Source organism: uncultured Algoriphagus sp. (genome assembly GCF_963974835.1).
Taxonomy (GTDB): domain Bacteria; phylum Bacteroidota; class Bacteroidia; order Cytophagales; family Cyclobacteriaceae; genus Algoriphagus.
Map to the genome: position 1 here is coordinate 148,054 of NZ_CAXBET010000005.1, position 17,783 is coordinate 165,836.

Annotated in this window: 15 protein-coding genes; 10 read left to right on the forward strand and 5 right to left on the reverse strand. The window is 39.3% G+C overall.

Going from position 1 to position 17,783, the window contains the following annotated elements; genetic code table 11:
* Positions 1–17 precede the first annotated feature (17 nt).
* Together AACZ73_RS12000 and AACZ73_RS12005 are read left to right on the forward strand one after the other, a co-directional pair.
* Entirely contained in the window at positions 18–683 is a 666-nt protein-coding gene (locus tag AACZ73_RS12000; protein WP_339878102.1) for a YggS family pyridoxal phosphate-dependent enzyme, read from the forward strand.
* Between the two features lie 235 nt (positions 684–918).
* Positions 919–1,065: a lmo0937 family membrane protein gene (locus tag AACZ73_RS12005; RefSeq protein ID WP_339878104.1), complete on the forward strand. Its 147-nt coding sequence runs from the start codon at positions 919–921 to the stop codon at positions 1,063–1,065.
* Between the two features lie 225 nt (positions 1,066–1,290).
* On the opposite strand, the gene proS is transcribed toward AACZ73_RS12005, so the two are convergent.
* Positions 1,291–2,772: a proline--tRNA ligase gene (gene proS, locus AACZ73_RS12010; protein WP_339878106.1), complete on the reverse strand. Its 1,482-nt coding sequence runs from the start codon at positions 2,770–2,772 to the stop codon at positions 1,291–1,293.
* Between the two features lie 123 nt (positions 2,773–2,895).
* Between proS and AACZ73_RS12015 the strand changes: the two genes are divergently transcribed.
* Positions 2,896–4,206 (forward strand): DUF5320 domain-containing protein, encoded by a 1,311-nt coding sequence (locus tag AACZ73_RS12015; RefSeq protein WP_339878108.1) that lies wholly within the window; start codon positions 2,896–2,898, stop codon positions 4,204–4,206.
* 179 nt (positions 4,207–4,385) lie between these two features.
* Positions 4,386–5,900, forward strand: a complete 1,515-nt coding sequence (locus AACZ73_RS12020) for a long-chain fatty acid transporter (protein ID WP_339878110.1) — start codon at positions 4,386–4,388, stop codon at positions 5,898–5,900.
* Here the strand turns inward: AACZ73_RS12020 and AACZ73_RS12025 are convergent.
* From AACZ73_RS12025 to AACZ73_RS12035, 3 genes are read right to left on the reverse strand one after another with little or no spacing between them, the layout of a single operon-like run.
* Positions 5,890–6,420: a shikimate kinase gene (locus AACZ73_RS12025; protein WP_339878111.1), complete on the reverse strand. Its 531-nt coding sequence runs from the start codon at positions 6,418–6,420 to the stop codon at positions 5,890–5,892. The genes AACZ73_RS12020 and AACZ73_RS12025 overlap by 11 nt on opposite strands.
* Positions 6,420–7,520: a BT_3928 family protein gene (locus AACZ73_RS12030; protein ID WP_339878112.1), complete on the reverse strand. Its 1,101-nt coding sequence runs from the start codon at positions 7,518–7,520 to the stop codon at positions 6,420–6,422. The genes AACZ73_RS12025 and AACZ73_RS12030 overlap by 1 nt, the downstream gene beginning before the upstream one ends.
* On the reverse strand, positions 7,513–8,058 hold the full coding sequence (locus tag AACZ73_RS12035; protein ID WP_339878113.1) for a DUF1599 domain-containing protein: 546 nt from the start codon (positions 8,056–8,058) through the stop codon (positions 7,513–7,515). The genes AACZ73_RS12030 and AACZ73_RS12035 overlap by 8 nt, the downstream gene beginning before the upstream one ends.
* A 14-nt stretch (positions 8,059–8,072) precedes the next feature.
* Here AACZ73_RS12035 and folP point away from each other — a divergent pair, with 14 nt between their 5' ends.
* From folP to AACZ73_RS12050, 3 genes are all read left to right on the forward strand, one after another.
* Positions 8,073–8,957: a dihydropteroate synthase gene (gene folP, locus AACZ73_RS12040; RefSeq protein WP_339878114.1), complete on the forward strand. Its 885-nt coding sequence runs from the start codon at positions 8,073–8,075 to the stop codon at positions 8,955–8,957.
* Positions 8,954–9,835, forward strand: coding sequence for a diadenylate cyclase CdaA (gene cdaA / locus AACZ73_RS12045; protein ID WP_339878115.1), 882 nt, complete (start codon positions 8,954–8,956; stop codon positions 9,833–9,835). Before folP ends, cdaA begins: the two co-directional genes overlap by 4 nt.
* Before the next feature lie 330 nt (positions 9,836–10,165).
* On the forward strand, positions 10,166–10,888 hold the full coding sequence (locus tag AACZ73_RS12050; RefSeq protein WP_339878117.1) for a DUF5715 family protein: 723 nt from the start codon (positions 10,166–10,168) through the stop codon (positions 10,886–10,888).
* 117 nt (positions 10,889–11,005) lie between these two features.
* Here AACZ73_RS12050 and kbl read toward each other — a convergent pair whose 3' ends face one another.
* Positions 11,006–12,202 carry a glycine C-acetyltransferase gene (kbl, locus tag AACZ73_RS12055; protein ID WP_339878119.1) on the reverse strand — a complete coding sequence of 399 codons (1,197 nt, stop codon included), beginning with the start codon at positions 12,200–12,202 and terminating at the stop codon, positions 11,006–11,008.
* 154 nt (positions 12,203–12,356) lie between these two features.
* Here kbl and AACZ73_RS12060 point away from each other — a divergent pair, with 154 nt between their 5' ends.
* From AACZ73_RS12060 to AACZ73_RS12070, 3 genes are all read left to right on the forward strand, one after another.
* On the forward strand, positions 12,357–13,304 hold the full coding sequence (locus AACZ73_RS12060; RefSeq protein ID WP_339878121.1) for an NAD-dependent epimerase/dehydratase family protein: 948 nt from the start codon (positions 12,357–12,359) through the stop codon (positions 13,302–13,304).
* 229 nt (positions 13,305–13,533) lie between these two features.
* The gene (locus AACZ73_RS12065) at positions 13,534–16,275 is read left to right on the forward strand and encodes a DUF1553 domain-containing protein (RefSeq protein ID WP_339878123.1); all 2,742 of its coding nucleotides are present in this window, start codon (positions 13,534–13,536) and stop codon (positions 16,273–16,275) included.
* A 1-nt stretch (position 16,276) separates the two neighbouring features.
* Positions 16,277–17,782 (forward strand): DUF1501 domain-containing protein, encoded by a 1,506-nt coding sequence (locus AACZ73_RS12070; RefSeq protein WP_339878125.1) that lies wholly within the window; start codon positions 16,277–16,279, stop codon positions 17,780–17,782.
* Position 17,783: the final 1 nt, after the last annotated feature.

Sequence of the window (17,783 nt, forward strand, 5' to 3'; positions counted from 1 at the left end):
AAGCATAAAAATAGAAAATGGACATTAAAGCCAACCTTGAAGCAGTAAAAAAAACATTCTTAAATCAAGAATGTCGTTTAATCGCAGTGAGCAAAACCAAGCCCCTTTCTGATTTGAAAGAGGCATATGACGCTGGAGTGAGGGATTTTGGGGAAAACAAAGTACAAGAACTGCAGACCAAACAACCTGAAATGCCTGTGGATGTTAACTGGCATATGATAGGGCATCTTCAAAGCAACAAGGTGAAATACATAGTTCCTTTTGTGCATCTAATTCACGGCGTGGATTCTTTCAAACTACTTAAGGAAATAAATAAACAAGGCAAAAAGATAGACCGTAAAATCAATGTGCTACTACAAATCCATATCGCGAAGGAAGAAACGAAATTTGGTTTTGACACTACGGAATTGGATGAAATGTTTGCCACCTCAGATTTCCTAAGTCTTGGCCATGTAAATATTCGAGGTCTAATGGGAATGGCCACCTTTACAGAAAATAAAGACCAGGTAAGAAAAGAGTTTAGAGAATTGAAATCACTTTTCGAGGAACTGAAAAGACGTCAACTTCCAGAGTTTGTCCAATTCAAGGACATATCCATAGGAATGAGCGGTGATTACCTTATTGCTCAGGAAGAAGGGAGCACGATGGTAAGGATCGGTTCTGCGATTTTTGGGGAAAGATAATAGGACTGACTAAGATTTAAGGAGAAGCTTTGACTATGCTGGAATTTTTTCAAGCTTGGTGTTAGCAGTATGTACTTAGATGCCCGCATTGGGATTAATTTTTCCCGTAAAAGTTAGTGGAACAATTTTAAAATGGACTAGAACACCCTTTAGACTCGATTAAGACACTTTTCCTAAGTGGCATTTGTATTGAAAATAGCCCCAACTATTAAAATACAATTTAAAAAAACACATTATGAGTTCATTATTATACATAATCGCAGCAATTCTATTAATAGGATGGTTAGTCGGCGTGTTCATCTATAGCGTCACAGGGCTAATCCATATTTTACTAGTTCTCGCTGTAGTAGCTATTCTTTTCAGATTAATCGGTGGAAGATAAGTAGACTTATAACTTTTAAAAGGCATCACATAATTTGTGAAGATCTCAAGTCTTTTGTTCAAAAACATGACTAGAATATATATTCTAATAAACCTAATTACAGTCGTGAAAGCTCTTTTTTAAACTCTTATTTGGAGTTTATAAATTCAAAGGCTGGCCGAATAATCGACCAGCCTTTTTCTTACTTTTTCCTATGAGTAGATACTATTCTTTGCTATTAATAACTTAATAAGCTTTGGCAAATAGTACTCTTCCCCTAGAAGGATTTCCTGAATACACACAAACTCCTGCTTCCTCTTTTCTATCTAATGGAATACAGCGAATAGTTGCTTTGGTGAGATCTTTGATTTTTTCTTCGGTTTCAGCTGTACCATCCCAGTGAGCTGATAGGAATCCAGTCTTGTTTTCCAGTACTTCTTTAAATTCATCCCATGAATTCACTTCCGTGGTCATTTCATTTCTGAAATCAAGAGCTTTAGAATAAATGCTGGCCTGAATTTCTTCAAGCATTCCCGATATTTTCTCGGCTATTGGCTGAGATGCTAATTCAAATTGTTCTTTGGTCAACGTATCCCTTCTTGCAATTTCAATGGTACCATTTTCCAAATCTCTAGGACCAATAGCAATTCTTAACGGAACACCTTTCAATTCATGCTCTGCAAATTTCCAACCCGGCTTATAGGTGTCTCTATTATCATATTTAACAGAAACTCCTACTTTTCGAAGTTCAGCCATAATTTCATTTGCCTTCTCTGAGATGGCGTCAAACTCCTCATCTTTTCTGTATATAGGTATAATGACAACCTGAATTGGCGCAAGTTTCGGAGGAAGTACCAATCCATTATCATCTGAGTGAGCCATAATCAACGCTCCCATCAAACGTGTACTTACTCCCCAAGAAGTCCCCCAAACGTAATCAAGTCCACCTTCTTTAGTAGCAAACTTCACATCAAAAGCTTTGGCGAAATTTTGACCTAGAAAGTGGGAAGTTCCAGCCTGAAGAGCTTTGCCATCCTGCATCATAGCTTCAATACAAAGTGTATCATCAGCTCCTGCAAATCGTTCAGTTTCTGTTTTTCTGCCTCTTACTACTGGCAACGCCATAAAGTCTTCTGCAAACTGGGCATAAACATTCATCATTTGCAATGTCTCCGCTTCAGCTTCTTTTTTGGTTGCATGAGCAGTATGTCCCTCCTGCCACAGAAATTCTGTTGTACGCAGAAATAACCTGGTCCTCATTTCCCAACGGACAACATTTGCCCACTGATTAACCAAGAGAGGCAGATCCCGATAAGATTGAATCCAATTTTTATACGTACTCCAAATGACAGTTTCTGAAGTAGGACGAACAATCAACTCCTCTTCCAGTTTTGCCTCAGGATCTACGATAACGCCACTGCCATCTTCTGCATTTTTCAATCTATAGTGGGTTACTACAGCACATTCTTTAGCAAAACCTTCAACGTGACTAGCTTCTTTACTTAGGAAAGATTTGGGTATAAAAAGTGGAAAATATGCATTGGAATGTCCTGTCTCCTTGAACATCCGGTCTAGTTCCGCTTGCATTTTTTCCCATATAGAATAGCCATAGGGTTTTATTACCATACAACCTCTTACAGCTGAATTCTCAGCCAAATCAGCTTTTTTCACTAATTCATTGTACCAAAGCGAATAATCCTCGCTTCTCTTAGGTAGTCCTTTACTCATTGTGGTTGGTTGAGATACAGATTATAGTTAAATTTGCTTAACTTATGCGGGGCAAATATATTCAAAAAGTATAACCCTCCACCCATAGCCACGTATAAGATAATAACTAATAAAACTTCAACCATGAAGAATTTCCCAATTCAAACATCATCATTAATACTTGGAGCATTAGTCTTAGCATCATGTAGTACTAATAAACTGGCTACTACAGGGGCGGACGATAATCTGTATTTCATGGCTTCAGATGCTAAAGTGGCAACTGAATATGCCGTGCAAAATAATAATCGTGAGGAGTTCCAGACACTGGCAACAACCAATGAAGAAGCTCTTCCTCAGGAAAGTTTCAGTTCTAGAAATGTAAATCCAGATTACATCGCTAGATATCAAGCTGAGCAGGATACTGTGCAGGATGACATTGTATATTTCGATGAAGAGGGATCTGAAGAATTTTCACCTAATATAAATGCATACAATAATTATAGAGTAGCTGGTTCAGGAAATAATTCCAGCTTTAACACTTCTATGGCATTTGGTATGGGTATGATGTATGGAATGTCACCTTGGGGAATGGGTGGTTTTTACGATCCATTCTGGGGTCCCGGTTTCGGATACAGACCTGGTTTCAATCTAAACATAGGTTTTGGATTTGGGAGACCTTTTTATCGACCAGGATTTGGTTATGGAGGATTCTACGACCCATGGGGAATGCCGATGTATGGTTGGGGTGGATACCCTGGCTATGGATATGGATACCCTGGATATTTTGCCAGAAACCCAATTTACGTATTGCCAGGTGGTGAGTACGGAGACAGAAGAATAGTAACCGGTGCAAGACCAACACGTGGATCTTCACTTGCAGCATCTAATGGCAGAAGTAACGTTTCTAGAGCCTCACTTCAACCAAGTACTGCTAGAGCTCAAGCAAGAAGAGACGTTTTGAACAATGGATCGTCTACAAGAAGAGTTATATCAAATTCTGAAAATTCAAGAGTTTCTGCAAGAGACTTCAGTTCATCCCAAAATGATTATTATAATTCAAGATCAAGAACTGGTAGTACAAGAAATGTAGGTTCTGCAGCTATTGATAGACCGGTTTCACGAACTAGAAGCGCGATGCCTTCTGCTAGACCAAGCGTTAACCCTTCTAACTCTAGAGCAATTGATGCTGGCAGAGGTGGTATGATAAGATCTTCATATCCTTCAAATGGCAGAACATCCAGCCCATCTTATAATAGAAGTAATGTTCCTTCAAGAACTTCATCACCATCTTACAATAGAGGTAGTTCTAATATGAATACCAGAACAGTTGCTCCATCTAGAAGTAGCTCTCCGACTTTCAGCTCACCAAGTAGAAGTTCAGGAAGTAGTAGCGGATCTACCGGAGGAGCTAGCCGTGGCAGCTCTGGTGTTTCCAGAGGTGGTAGAGGAAATTAATTTTAAGTAATAAAATATCAATAAAGAAGGCAGTGAATTCACTGCCTTCTTTATTGATATGAGTTGCAACCATAGCTATCTCGTTCACCAAGAGTGATTCTTTTTGAGAAGAAAACCAAGAATTAGTAACAAATCTACCCCACTTTCACGTTTATTTATAACACCCAAATCAAATCTAAATGAGAATATCCATTCTGGTTTTATCCCTCTGTTTTATTTCATCTTCTGTTGTATTGGCGCAAAGCGGCTACTACGAAGATGCTTACCGATTTAGTCAAGTCAAGCCTGCCGGGTCAGCCCGGATAATAGGTGTGGGAGGTACCCAGTGGTCGCTTGGTGGCGATGTTTCCAATATTGCAGGTAATCCAGCGGGGCTTGGATTTTTTAGAACATCAGAAGGTAGCATCACAATAGGCTATACCGACTGGGGAGTTGAGACAAATTATCTCGGTCAGAATAATAGTTATAATACCACCAACTTCTCACTCCCAAATGCAAGTTATGTATTGGCTAGTCCAAGAAGCGAATTTGATAGGGGAAGTTTTAAAGGAGGTGCCTTTGGCATTAGCATTCAAAGAATTGCCAACTTCAATACAGAATTTGGTTATTATTCAGATGAGTTTGGTGAAACATCTATTTTGGATTTTTATGTCCAGGATGCAAATGGCTTATCTGTACAACAATTATCAGGGTTAACTAATCTGGCGTATCAAACCTACCAAATAAACCCTGCATATAATTCAAACGGTCAAGTTATATCCGGTCAGTATGTGCCTATAAACAGTTTAGATTTTGCCGCTCAACAAGATGAGAATATCCAGCAGGAAGGAAGTTCCAGCCAAATAACTTTCTCATATGGCGCAAATTTTAATTATAAGTTATTTGTTGGTGGATCACTTGGAATCAGAACTGTAAATTTCTCGTCAACGAAACAATACAATGAATTTTTTGGAACTGATGCCCCTTTGATAAATTCTTCTCTAAACGAGCGTTTGGCAATAAATGGTGGTGGACTTAATTTGAATTTGGGTCTAATCTACAAGCCAATTGATTACTTGAATTTAGGTTTCACATTCCAATCTCCAACTTGGTACTCCCTAAATGATGAATACTCAGCAAGTAGCTATGCTAATTATGATGGTTATGTATATAATCCAACAGAAGACGAAGAAGAAGTATTAGGTGAGTATGAGGAATTCACAGACATATTTGTAAGTTCTTATAATTTGAACACGCCACTTAAAATAGGTGGTGGAGCAACTGTATTTTTAGGAAAAAATGGATTTATTTCTGCAGATGTAGACTGGGTGGATTACAGCGCTGCAAAAATTAACACAAGGGATTTTGATGAAGGACCAGATAATCTGGAAATAAAAAACCTATATACTAGCACAATTAACTTTAGATTTGGAGCCGAGTTCAAATTAAGCAATTTCAGGTTTCGAGGAGGATATGGTTTTTATGGAGATCCAATAGCTAACTCAGATTACGACAGAAGCACTCAACAAATCAGTGGAGGACTTGGAGTGAAGATTAAAAAGTTCTCAGTTGATTTTGCGTTGGTAAACCAAAAATTCAACACGCTTTATAGCAGCTATCAGGTTTTGGATCAGCAGGGAGGTAATATCGGTCCTGTCACTGAAATTGAGAACAACCTGCTTAATGGAGTGCTTACACTTGGTCTTAGCTTTTAATTAAACGAATTAATTCAGATACCAGAAGCTCAGCGGAGAAATCTTCACCGCTGAGCTTTATTTTTGATTGATTGTAAAAATAATCACGCTCTACGAGCAAACTTTTAAGTTTCAATGTAATTTCTCCCTGATCTAGATCCATGAACATTGGTCTATTATTGGCTTTGGACATTCCTAATCTAGTAGAAATCTCTTCGAGTGGCACATCAAGATAAACTGAAACAGCTTTCTCATTTATCAAATCCATGTTATCATTAAAGCAGGGGGATCCTCCGCCTGAAGCTAGCACATAAGAATCTTCTCTATTCAAAAAATCACGTAAAACTTTGGTTTCCCTATTACGAAATTCCCCTTCCCCATACTGAGTGAAAATTTCTGGAATTTTCATCTGATATCTTCCTTCGATCAAATTATCAAGGTCGAAATAAGGGAAATCTAGTACAGATGCCAGTTGCTTTCCAAATGTACTTTTTCCAGAACCGGGAAGCCCTACCAGTACAATTTTAAGATCCTTCCCCATTACTTCAGAAATAGATTTAGTACATCACTTGCCTCTGGAGTGTTGTTATGATGATATTTCGCCAAAACTGTCCCGTCTTTTAGTACCATTATTCCCGGATTAGATCGGATAATGGTTTTTACTACCGTTGCATCAGCTTGAAGAGAAAGTACGTCCCATCCATGTGAAGCGGTGAATTTCTGGATTTCTTCCTGGGATGCAGCTGCTACAAAAACAGGCTGAACTGGTGATCCAGAAAGTGATTTAACCATCTCTGTAATTTCATCCAGATGAGAATCGCTCATTTTGGCCATACTGCTCACTAAAATCAGAACCTTTTTTCCAGTAAAAACTTCTTCTGAGTAATCGCCATCATCATTCCATACGGCGAAATCAGAAATTTTTGGTAGAGCATCAGGGTTCTTGAGATTCATTTCGACAAATTCCAGACTTTCATCCGAAGGGTATTGATCAAAAGTTACCAGCTCCCCACCCTTCTTCATCACATAAGAATATTGTAAAGGAGAAGACGGAAGCATATTGGTTGGAATGTTCACTCCAACTTTGTATGCTCTGAAATCTATAAAAGGCAAATTACGGACAGCCACAATCGCCAAAATAAAGGAAATAACCAAAACAGATGCAGTTACCATTTTTGACCAAGCAGGAGAGCTTTTTGGTAAATCAGCTTGAAATAAAAACAAAATTGCTATCAACACAAGAAGGATCAAATCCTTATAAAAAGATTCCCATGGTGTCAATTTAATTGCGTCACCAAAGCAGCCGCAATCTGTTACTTTATTAAAATAGGCAGAATAGAAGGTAAGAAAAGTAAAGAATAAAATCATAAGCCCAAGTGCCCAGACTATAAACCTACTCTTAACTCCCAAAATTAGCATGACACCTAGGACTACTTCAATAACGACAAGAAATATCCCAAGTTCCAAAGCAAATGGCTTGAGGTAAGTGAAGAATCCTGCGATATCATTGGAAAATACATCGAAGTACTCTTCCAATTTTATAGCTGTTCCAACGGGATCATTAACCTTGATTAATCCTGAAAAAATAAATAGGCCTCCAACGATAAATCGAATAACCCATAAAAACCCTTGCTTAAACATGATAATTCAATTTAATTAAACAAAACACTGCATAATTGATCATATCCTGATAGTTAGCCTCAATACCTTCCGACACAAGCGTGTGACCTTGATTATCCTCAATTTGCTTAGTCCGAAGTAATTTCATTAAAATAATATCTGTCATCGAGCTCACGCGCATATCCCGCCAAGCCTCTCCATAATCGTGATTTTTATCCTCTAAAAGACCACGAGTTTCGCTCACCCAATGATCGTACGCCGATTCAAGCTCCTCAAAAGGAATCTCCATTCGCTCATCTTTTAGGTAGCTAATTTGAAGCAAGGCGATTAGACAATAATTTATAATTCCTACAAAATCATCTTCAATGGGGTCATTCACTTTCTGACTCCCTTTTTCCTGAATTGATCTTATACGTTGAGCTTTGATGAAAATCTGATCTGTAATGGAGGGAAGTCGAAAAATTCTCCACGCTGTACCATAATCTATAGTCTTCTTACGAAATAGTTCTTTACAACGGCTGATAACTTCCTTATATTCGTTACTCGTTTGCGTCTCCAAAGTTTATTAATTTAATGTTTCCTCTTCCGGGCAAGTCTTCTAGAATCGAAGATAAATCATTTCCCCAAAAAAACACCCTTCAAATCGATGGACGGCTCATCAGGTTCAACAAACCAAGACTGATGGGTATAGTAAACTTGACTCCCGACTCTTTTTTTAAAGCAAGTAGAGTTGAGAAATCTTTGGATAAAATTGCTGCAGTTGTTAAATCCCACGTTTTAAATGGGGCTAGTATCCTGGATCTTGGAGGTTACAGTTCTAGACCCGGAGCTGCAGAAGTAAGTTTTCAGGAAGAAATCGACCGAGTTATACCAGCTGTTAATTGGATCACCTCAAATTATCCTGAAGTAATAATCTCCATAGATACTTTTCGTGCGAGAGTAGCTGAAGAAGGTATAAGATCTGGAGCGCATATAATCAATGATATTTCGGCAGGAGACCTTGATAGTGAAATGATCCAAACAGTTGCAAAGCTAAATGTGCCATATATAGCCATGCACATGAGAGGAAATCCTCAAAACATGCAAAAAAAAACGAATTATTCTGATATTTTGGTAGAAATATTGTATTATTTCGCTGAAAAACTGGAACAATTCAAAAAGTTTGGCATCAAAGATGTAATAATTGACCCTGGCTTCGGATTTGCAAAAACCCTCGATCAAAATTATTTCTTACTCAGGAACCTCCGTCAGTTTCAATCGCTTTCTTTACCAATTTTGGTAGGTATTTCGAGGAAATCGATGATATCAAAAGCACTGGATGTGGAAGCTGATCAAGCAATGAATGGTACAACAGCTTTAAACATGTTTGCTTTATGTCATGGTGCAAACATCCTAAGAGTTCATGACGTTAGAGAAGCTAACGAAACATTAAAATTATACAACACTTTATACCCTTGACCTTACTTTTCAAAATAGGATTTTTAGACATCTCCATCGTCAATATCATTGATATTGCGCTGGTTGCAGCTCTATTATATCAAGTCTATAAATTGCTAAAGGGAAGTGTTGCGATTAAGATTTTTCTTGGATTCCTATCCATCTATCTGATTTACCTATTAGTCAGAGCACTTCGAATGGAACTGCTCTCAGCCATATTAGGACAATTCATGGGAGTAGGTGTGATTGCCGCCATTATAATTTTTGCACCTGAGATCAGAAAATTCCTCCTCCTTATAGGTCGTTCATCCCTACTATCCGATGACAATGTCTGGAAAGACATGCTTTTTTTCTGGAGAAAAAAGGATAACTCTTTGTTCAATATTAGCCCTATCATTGATGCGTCCAAGACACTGGCAGGCAGCAATACCGGAGCTTTGATGGTAATTTCTAAAAGCACTGAACTCAAGTTCTATGCAGAAAGTGGCGATATTCTAGATGCTGAATTATCAAAAAGACTACTCATCTCAATTTTCAATAAATATAGTCCACTACATGATGGTGCTGTCATCATCCACAACGGTAAAATCAAAGCTGCTCGCTGTATATTGCCGGTTACGGAGCGAGAAGTACCTGCACAATTTGGACTTCGTCACAGAGCTGCTATCGGTATGTCTGAGACCACGGATGCTATAGTATTAATAGTTTCTGAGGAAACAGGACAATTATCCATGTCCAAAAATGGAAAGATTTTACATAATATGTCTTTTCAGGAAATCAGGGAAACCATCAATGATTATCTTAATAATCTAGATGTGGATGCTAGATTTGAAGATATTGAGGAATACGAGTTGAAAAAGAGAAGAAAACTGGCGATGACCACTAAGTCAGCATCGTAAAGTAGAATGGCATTTTTTGCGGACTGATTTTCCAAAAAATAAAAAATAGTTTGGGAAAACAATAATATTTTAGACATCCATACGTCATTCTTATGTCACCTGTATAATTATACCTTCTCAAGATTAATAACTTCTAATAAATGTAATTTACTGGTTAGAAAATTTATATTCGGATTTGAATCCAAAAAAGCAGAAGTTGTAATTTCAATCAAAACCAGAACAAGCTGGTCCATTAATCACCCAAAACTAAATTAATGGTAGGACAAAGTTTAATCTTTGTTCTGGAAATAATCAGTATTAAATTTGAAAAAACTAAGTACTTATTACCCTATGAGAAAACCGCTTTATATTCAACTAGCTTCAATATTTATACTTTTTTCGGCTGGTGCTTGGGCTACACAAGCTTACATGCCAGAGCTAAAAAATCAATTAAAGCACACTTATGTTTCCCTGACAAACACTGAGAAACCGAAGATTAAACCGGAGAAACCCGAACCTATTGAACTTGACTTACCTGCTCCAAGAGTAATTACTCCTATTCCTGATGAACTGATTACAAAAGAATACGACAAGCATCTTTATGCTGCAGAACATAATGGATTTGGATTGATAGAGAATGAAATTCAATTTAAAAAGCTGATTGAAGAAGAGAAATTAGTACTAATTGACGAGGGCGCAGGATATGAAGTAATGGAATTAACTCATAGTCATCCTTATGTGACCCCCTATTCAAAAATTATTCTGGAAGAACTAGGAATTGCTTTCCAAACTCTAACCGATTCTGAAAGCTTCTTTACACTTACTTCAGTAACTAGAACCCCTGAACAGCAGAAAAGCTTAAGAAAGAAAAATAGAAATGCAACTAGCGGTGTGAGTTCCCACTCTTATGGAGCATCGTTTGACATCTCTTACATTAGATTGAATGGCAAGAAACGTTTTAGCAGAAGCACTCAAAAAAAGCTGGAAAAGATATTAACTGAATTTCAAGAAGCTAACAAAATTTTCTTTATCAAAGAAAGGAAACAGAGTTGCTTTCATGTGACTGTCAGGTAAGGCAACCTTCAATTTTCACGAAAAACTTAACCAAGTTCTTTTAAAAAAGTCACAATAAAGCCGGGAATCAAAATTTGATACCCGGCTTTATTATTTTAGATAAAACTCTGTAAAGAATTAATCAATCACTCCCAATTCTTTCCCGACCTCAGTGAAAGCGGCAATTGCCTGATCCAAATGAGCTCTGTCATGACCAGCAGAAATCTGAACTCGGATCCTTGCCTGACCTTTTGGTACCACCGGATAGTAGAAACCAATAACATAGATCCCTTTTTCCAAAACTTTCTCAGCCATTTTTTGTGAAAGAACTGCGTCATACAACATAATCGGTACGATTGCATGCTCACCTGGCTTGATATCAAATCCAGCAGCAGTCATCTTCTCCCGGAAGTACTTCGTGTTTTCTTCCAGTTTATCTCTCAGCTCAGTAGTCTCAGAAAGTAAATCAAAGACCACAATAGAGGCTCCTGTAATCGAAGGAGCCAAGGTATTGGAGAACAAATAAGGTCTAGAGCGCTGACGAAGTAATTCGACAATCTCTTTTCTTCCTGAAGTGAATCCTCCTGAAGCACCACCCAAGGCTTTTCCAAGCGTACCAGTGATGATATCTATTTTGCCCATGACACCACAATGTTCGTGGACACCACGGCCAGTTTTACCCATAAAACCTGTAGAGTGACATTCATCTGTCATTACAAGTGCCTCATATTTCTCTGCTAATTCTACGATCTTATCCAACTGAGCAATTGTGCCGTCCATGGAGAATACTCCGTCAGTAACGATGATTTTTTGCTTTGCTCCTTTTGCGATAGCATCCTTAAGCTGAGCTTCAAGATCAGCCATATCGTTATGCTGGTATCGAAAACGCATTGCTTTGCAAAGGCGAACGCCGTCGATAATTGAAGCATGGTTCAAAGCATCAGAGATAATCGCATCCTCCGGACCCAAAATAGGCTCGAATACTCCCCCATTTGCATCAAAAGCTGCTGCATAAAGAATCGTATCCTCAGTACCCAAAAACTCTGAAATCTTTTTTTCCAATTCCTTATGAATATCCTGCGTACCGCAAATAAAACGCACGGAGGACATTCCAAAGCCATGAGAATCTATAGCAGCTTTAGCCGCTTCGATCACTTTTGGATGAGATGAAAGCCCCAAATAATTATTTGCACAGAAATTCAGAACTTTCTGCCCGCCGGCAATAGTAATTTCTGCTGATTGTGGAGAGGTGATGACGCGCTCTTTTTTGAAAAGGCCTGCTTCTTCTATTCCCTTAAGTTCTTCTTGTAATTTGGGTCTGAACTGATCGTACATGATAGCTAGTTGATTTTATGTTATTCAAAAACGTCTTATTCCTTTGGTCAAAAAACCTGCTCTCGAAGCAGTTTTTTCTTACTTTTGCAGTCGCAAACCCAAATATAAACAAAAACCTAGACCTCGTCTTTGGTTGATTTTTAAAGAAATTTTAATGGAAAAAATCCTGGTAATAGGCGCCGCAGGGCAATTGGGTTCAGAACTCACTCGTTCTCTGGCAGATCAGTTTGGTGCAGAACAAGTAATAGCGACAGATCTTAACGAATCAGCAAAATCAAAATTTGACTTTTGTAGATTTCAGGTCCTCGATGTGATGGACAAAGAAGGTTTGAGAAACCTTGTAAAAAATGAAAAAATAACTCAGATATATCATTTAGCGGCAGTGCTCTCAGCAGTTGGTGAGAAAAAACCTCTTTTTGCTTGGGAACTCAACATGGATAGTTTGCTTCATGTACTTGAGCTAGCCAAAGAATTTAAATTGAACAAGGTTTACTGGCCTTCTTCCATTGCGGTCTTTGGACCAAATACTCCTAAAATCAATACGCCTCAATACTGCGTCAAAGAGCCAAATACGGTTTATGGCATTTCGAAACAGGCGGGGGAGAGATGGTGTGAATACTACTTTCAGAAGTTTAATGTGGACGTGCGCAGTCTACGTTACCCAGGTTTGATTGGCTACAAGTCTCTTCCTGGAGGTGGAACAACCGATTATGCTGTGGATATTTACCACAAAGCATTAGCAGGCGAGAAATTTGATTGCTTCCTTCGTGAAGACAGTTCCCTTCCGATGATGTATATGCCAGACGCGATTAAAGCAACTTTGGACCTGATGAACGCACCACGCGAATCGGTGAAAATACGCTCTAGCTACAATCTTGCTGCGATGAACTTTACACCAAAAGAAAGTTATGAGAGCATTTTAAAATACATTCCAGATTTCAAAATCGAGTATAACCCGGATTTCCGTCAGGCAATCGCTGATAGTTGGCCAGATAGCATTGATGATAGTTGTGCCAGAAAGGATTGGGGCTGGCAGCACGATTACGATTTAGACGCCATGACTAAGGACATCTTGGAAAACCTTCCAAACTATAAATTCTAAATTCAATGCTCAGCTTTTATTAGCTGGGCATTTTTTTATCCTACTTCATTTCTGATTCTTCAACGATTAGTGTACAATTTCATTTTAAATCAATGGCAAGGAAATATTCTAACAGCAAACTATTTAGCTTACAGAATATTATCCAATCCTTATTCTAAATTAGCTTTATACTATAGCTTATTTTCGAAGTAGCTCAGAATTCCCTAATTTAAGATTCATTCAATTACCCATGAATAATCTTAAAATAGCTGGTTTCCTTACCATTGCTGCAATTATAGCAATTGCTGGATTCATGATTTTCGGTCCTGAAAAGGAAGTTGATTTCAGCACCCAGATTAAGCCTATCCTAAACAAAAACTGTATCTCATGTCATGGCGGAGTAAAAAAGAGCGGTGGATTCTCTGTGCTTTTTGAGGAAGAAGCTTTCGCAGACACAGAATCAGGACACCCCGCTATAATTCCAGGAGATCCGAATGGCAGCGAGTTGATCAAACGTTTAACAGCTTCAGACCCTGAATTGAGAATGCCTTATGAGCGATCACCTTTATCCAAGGAAGAAATCGATCTTTTAAAAACTTGGATCAAACAAGGAGCAAAATGGGGTGAGCACTGGGCTTATGAACCCGTTCAGGCTCCGGCAATAATTGAAAACAAAACGACAGCAGGATTTTCTGGGGACAACGCTCAAGCATCTACAAATGCAATAGATTTTTATGTAGGTAAAAAACTCGAAGAGCAAGAACTGACATTTTCAAAAGAGGAATCCCCTCTTAAATTAATTCGAAGAGCTGCTCTGGATATTACTGGTTTACCTCCAACCAACGAATTGGTTGAGCAATTTTCGTCCAAGAAAATCACCTACGAGGAAGCCGTGGACAAGATGTTAGCATCTTCCTCTTTTGGAGAAAAGTGGGCTACTTGGTGGCTAGACCTGGCTAGATATGCTGATACCAAAGGATATGAGCGGGATGTTTCCCGAACCATGTGGCCATATAGAGACTACGTGATCCGAGCATTCAATGACGATAAACCATTTGACGAGTTCACTATAGAGCAATTAGCAGGAGATCTACTTCCAAATCCTACAGAAGATCAATTAGCAGCTACGGCATTTCACCGCAATACCATGAATAATGATGAAGGTGGGACAAATGATGAGGAGTTCAGAGTAGCTGCAGTTCTAGACAGAGTAGGAACAACCTATGAGGTTTGGCAAAGCACCACAATGGCATGCGTTCAATGCCACAGTCATCCGTATGATCCAATTCGTCACGAGGAATTTTATCAATCCATGGCATTCTTCAATAATTCAAGAGACGAAGACACCCACGATGAAGAGCCTAGGTTGAGATTTTATTCAGTAGAGCAGAAAACAAAAATTGAATCTGTATTAGCTTGGGTAAAAGAAAATGAAAGTGAAAAAGCTGCAATAGCTCGTAAAAACTTCCTGACTTATCTTGAACCAAAGTATCCTTCACACAATGCCGTTGACTTCAATAACGCAGAGCTAATTGATACTAAATGGCTAGGGATTCAGGCAAATGGGTCAGCTTATCTTCGAAAAGTCGACACCCGAGGCTCAGACCAAATGTTAATGTACTACGGATCTGGCATTGATGGTAGCAAAATGACCATTCGGAATGGTGGACCAGAAGGAGACGTTCTAGCAGAATTTCCGATCAATAAAACCGGTGGCGATATTGTTCGCCCCATTCCTATAAAGCCAACAAATGGCTTGGTAGATCTCTATTTGGAGGTTAGAAACCCAAGCGTTAAAACTCAGCAAAATGCCGCCAAATTTGTCTGGTTTGCTTTTGTCCCAACTTTGGAAGGAAAGGATAAACCGGGATTCAAGGATATTCAGAATTCATGGGAAACGGCATTGAACTTCAGAGGAACAAAGCTTCCAATTATGATTGAAAATCCTCCCTATATGGCGCGGGAGAGTCATGTTTTTGAGCGGGGAAATTGGATGAGTCTGGGAGAAAAAGTAAACCCTGAAACTCCAAAGACATTCAATAACTGGAAGCCAGAGTGGCCTAATAATAGGCTTGGATTTGCTTATTGGTTGACGGATAAGGAGAATCCATTGACTTCGAGAACATTTGTAAACCGGGTTTGGGATCAGCTATTTGGTCGTGGTATAGTAAGTTCACTGGAAGATATGGGCACGCAATCTGATCCTCCTTCTCATCCTGAACTGCTTGATTATTTGGCTTGGAAAACCATGAACGAGTACGATTGGAGCATGAAAAGCTTAATAAGGGAAATCGTCACTTCGGCTACCTACAAGCAGTCCTCGGCAGTTTCTGCCGAACTTTACAAAAAAGACCCACAAAACAAATGGTATGCCCGTGGCCCAAGGTTTAGATTAAGCGCCGAACAAGTACGGGATCAAGCCTTAGCGGTATCTGGATTGTTGAGTGATAAAATGTATGGGCCAGGTGTCAAGCCTCACCAGCCTGATGGGATTTGGCAGACAGTTTATAATGGGGAATCCTGGAAAGAAAGTGAAGGAGAAGATGCACACAGACGTGGTATTTATACCTTCTTAAAGCGAACTAGTCCTTACCCATCTTTTATATCTTTTGATGCAGCTAGTCGGGAAGTTTGTCTGAGTCGCAGGATAGTGACTAACACGCCTCTCCAAGCGTTGGTCACACTGAATGACCCGGTGTATCTTGAAGCTGCATATTACTTAGCAGAAGATATGATCAAACATGATGCTTCAAAACCCGAGAAAGGAATTGCCTATGGCTATCAGAAGCTAGTGCTAAATCCTATCTCAGAAAAAAAGCTAAATACACTTTCTAATCTGTACGAAGAAGCGTTGGCAGAATATAAAAGCAAACCTGATTCATTGGAAGCCTTCTTCACTGTGAAAGAAAAATCAACAAATCCTGAGCAAGCGGCCATGTCTGTCGTGGCAAATGCCTTATTGAATATGGATGAATTCTTAACCAAACCTTGATATGAAAAGTCTAGATAAAATGCTCGTTGAGTTTGCACAGCAAAAGCTGGAGAAGCAAACAAGAAGACATTTCCTGATGGATTGTGTATCGAAAGTTGGTGGGCTCGCAATGGCTCCACTGATGTTTGGTTGCGATACTGGTTCATCAGCAGGTTCTAAAGGGTTAAACTTAAGCCAGCGTGATTTGAATCCGCTTTCTCCTTTGCCACCCCCATTTGGAGCTAAGGCGAAGTCAATCATTTACCTGCACATGGCCGGAGCTCCTTCGCAGTTGGAGCTATTTGATTTCAAACCGGAATTAGCAAAATATCATAACCAACCTTGTCCGCAATCTTTATTGGAAGGGAAGAAATTTGCTTTCATCCGTGGTGTTCCTAATCTCCTTGGACCGCAGGCTAATTTTTCCCAACATGGAGAATCCGGCGCTTGGATCTCAGATTACATGCCTCACTTTCAAAAAATGGCCGATGAAGTCTCCTTTTTGAAAGCAGTTCATACCGATCAATTCAATCATGGACCTGCTCAACTTTTGATGCAGACAGGAAGTGCGAGACTTGGCCGTCCTAGTTTGGGAAGCTGGGTGACTTATGGTTTGGGCACAGAAAACCAAAATCTTCCAGGCTTTGTGGTTCTTACTTCTGGAGGAAAAACTCCTGATGCAGGTAAAAGTGTCTGGGGATCCGGTTTTTTACCTTCAGTATATCAAGGTGTGCAATGCAGATCTAAAGGAGATCCGGTTTTGTATCTAGATGATCCAGAGGGAATGTCTCGAAATTTGAAGAAAAACGTTATTGATGCTATCAATACGGTAAATAAGGAGGAGTTTGATTCCTATGGTGATCCTGAAATTCTGGCTAGAATCAACCAGTACGAGATGGCTTACCGTATGCAAATCGAAGTGCCAGAAGTCATGAATATAAACGACGAACCTGAGTCAGTTCATGAGCTTTATGGCACCAAACCTGGCTCAGAATCCTTTGCCAACAACTGTCTTCTTGCCCGGAAACTGGTAGAAAAAGGAGTTCGATTTGTACAGTTATACGATTGGGGTTGGGATACGCACGGCACAGATCATGACGGATCTATCGACATGGGATTGAGAAACAAATGCCGGGAAATGGACAGACCCGTTTCCGCCTTATTACTTGATCTGAAACAAAGGGGATTACTTGAGGACACCTTAGTAGTTTGGGGAGGAGAATTTGGTCGTACCCCAATGCAGGAAAACAGGGAAGGTAAAACTCAAAGTTTCCTAGGTAGAGATCATCACGGAGATGCCTTTACTATGTGGATGGCTGGTGGCGGCATCAAACCAGGTGTGACTTATGGCAAAACAGATGATTTCGGATTTTCTGGCATAGAGGAGAAAGTTTCAGTTCATGATATTCATGCCACCATACTTCATTTGATGGGTTTTGACCATGAGCAGTTTACCTACGATTTCCAAGGTCGTCCTTTCCGATTGACGGATGTAGAAGGAGAATTGATCAATAAAATATTAGCTTAAT

What these genes read in the sequence shown, in the direction of transcription:
- folP (WP_339878114.1), top strand. Translation starts at nt 8,073, where the DNA reads ATGTTTCCTCTTCCGGGCAAGTCTTCTAGAATCGAAGATAAATCATTT.
- proS (WP_339878106.1), bottom strand. Translation starts at nt 2,772, where the DNA reads ATGAGTAAAGGACTACCTAAGAGAAGCGAGGATTATTCGCTTTGGTAC.
- AACZ73_RS12065 (WP_339878123.1), top strand. Translation starts at nt 13,534, where the DNA reads ATGAATAATCTTAAAATAGCTGGTTTCCTTACCATTGCTGCAATTATA.
- AACZ73_RS12070 (WP_339878125.1), top strand. Translation starts at nt 16,277, where the DNA reads ATGAAAAGTCTAGATAAAATGCTCGTTGAGTTTGCACAGCAAAAGCTG.
- kbl (WP_339878119.1), bottom strand. Translation starts at nt 12,202, where the DNA reads ATGTACGATCAGTTCAGACCCAAATTACAAGAAGAACTTAAGGGAATA.
- AACZ73_RS12030 (WP_339878112.1), bottom strand. Translation starts at nt 7,520, where the DNA reads ATGTTTAAGCAAGGGTTTTTATGGGTTATTCGATTTATCGTTGGAGGC.
- AACZ73_RS12060 (WP_339878121.1), top strand. Translation starts at nt 12,357, where the DNA reads ATGGAAAAAATCCTGGTAATAGGCGCCGCAGGGCAATTGGGTTCAGAA.
- AACZ73_RS12050 (WP_339878117.1), top strand. Translation starts at nt 10,166, where the DNA reads ATGAGAAAACCGCTTTATATTCAACTAGCTTCAATATTTATACTTTTT.
- AACZ73_RS12015 (WP_339878108.1), top strand. Translation starts at nt 2,896, where the DNA reads ATGAAGAATTTCCCAATTCAAACATCATCATTAATACTTGGAGCATTA.
- AACZ73_RS12025 (WP_339878111.1), bottom strand. Translation starts at nt 6,420, where the DNA reads ATGGGGAAGGATCTTAAAATTGTACTGGTAGGGCTTCCCGGTTCTGGA.
- AACZ73_RS12020 (WP_339878110.1), top strand. Translation starts at nt 4,386, where the DNA reads ATGAGAATATCCATTCTGGTTTTATCCCTCTGTTTTATTTCATCTTCT.
- AACZ73_RS12005 (WP_339878104.1), top strand. Translation starts at nt 919, where the DNA reads ATGAGTTCATTATTATACATAATCGCAGCAATTCTATTAATAGGATGG.
- AACZ73_RS12000 (WP_339878102.1), top strand. Translation starts at nt 18, where the DNA reads ATGGACATTAAAGCCAACCTTGAAGCAGTAAAAAAAACATTCTTAAAT.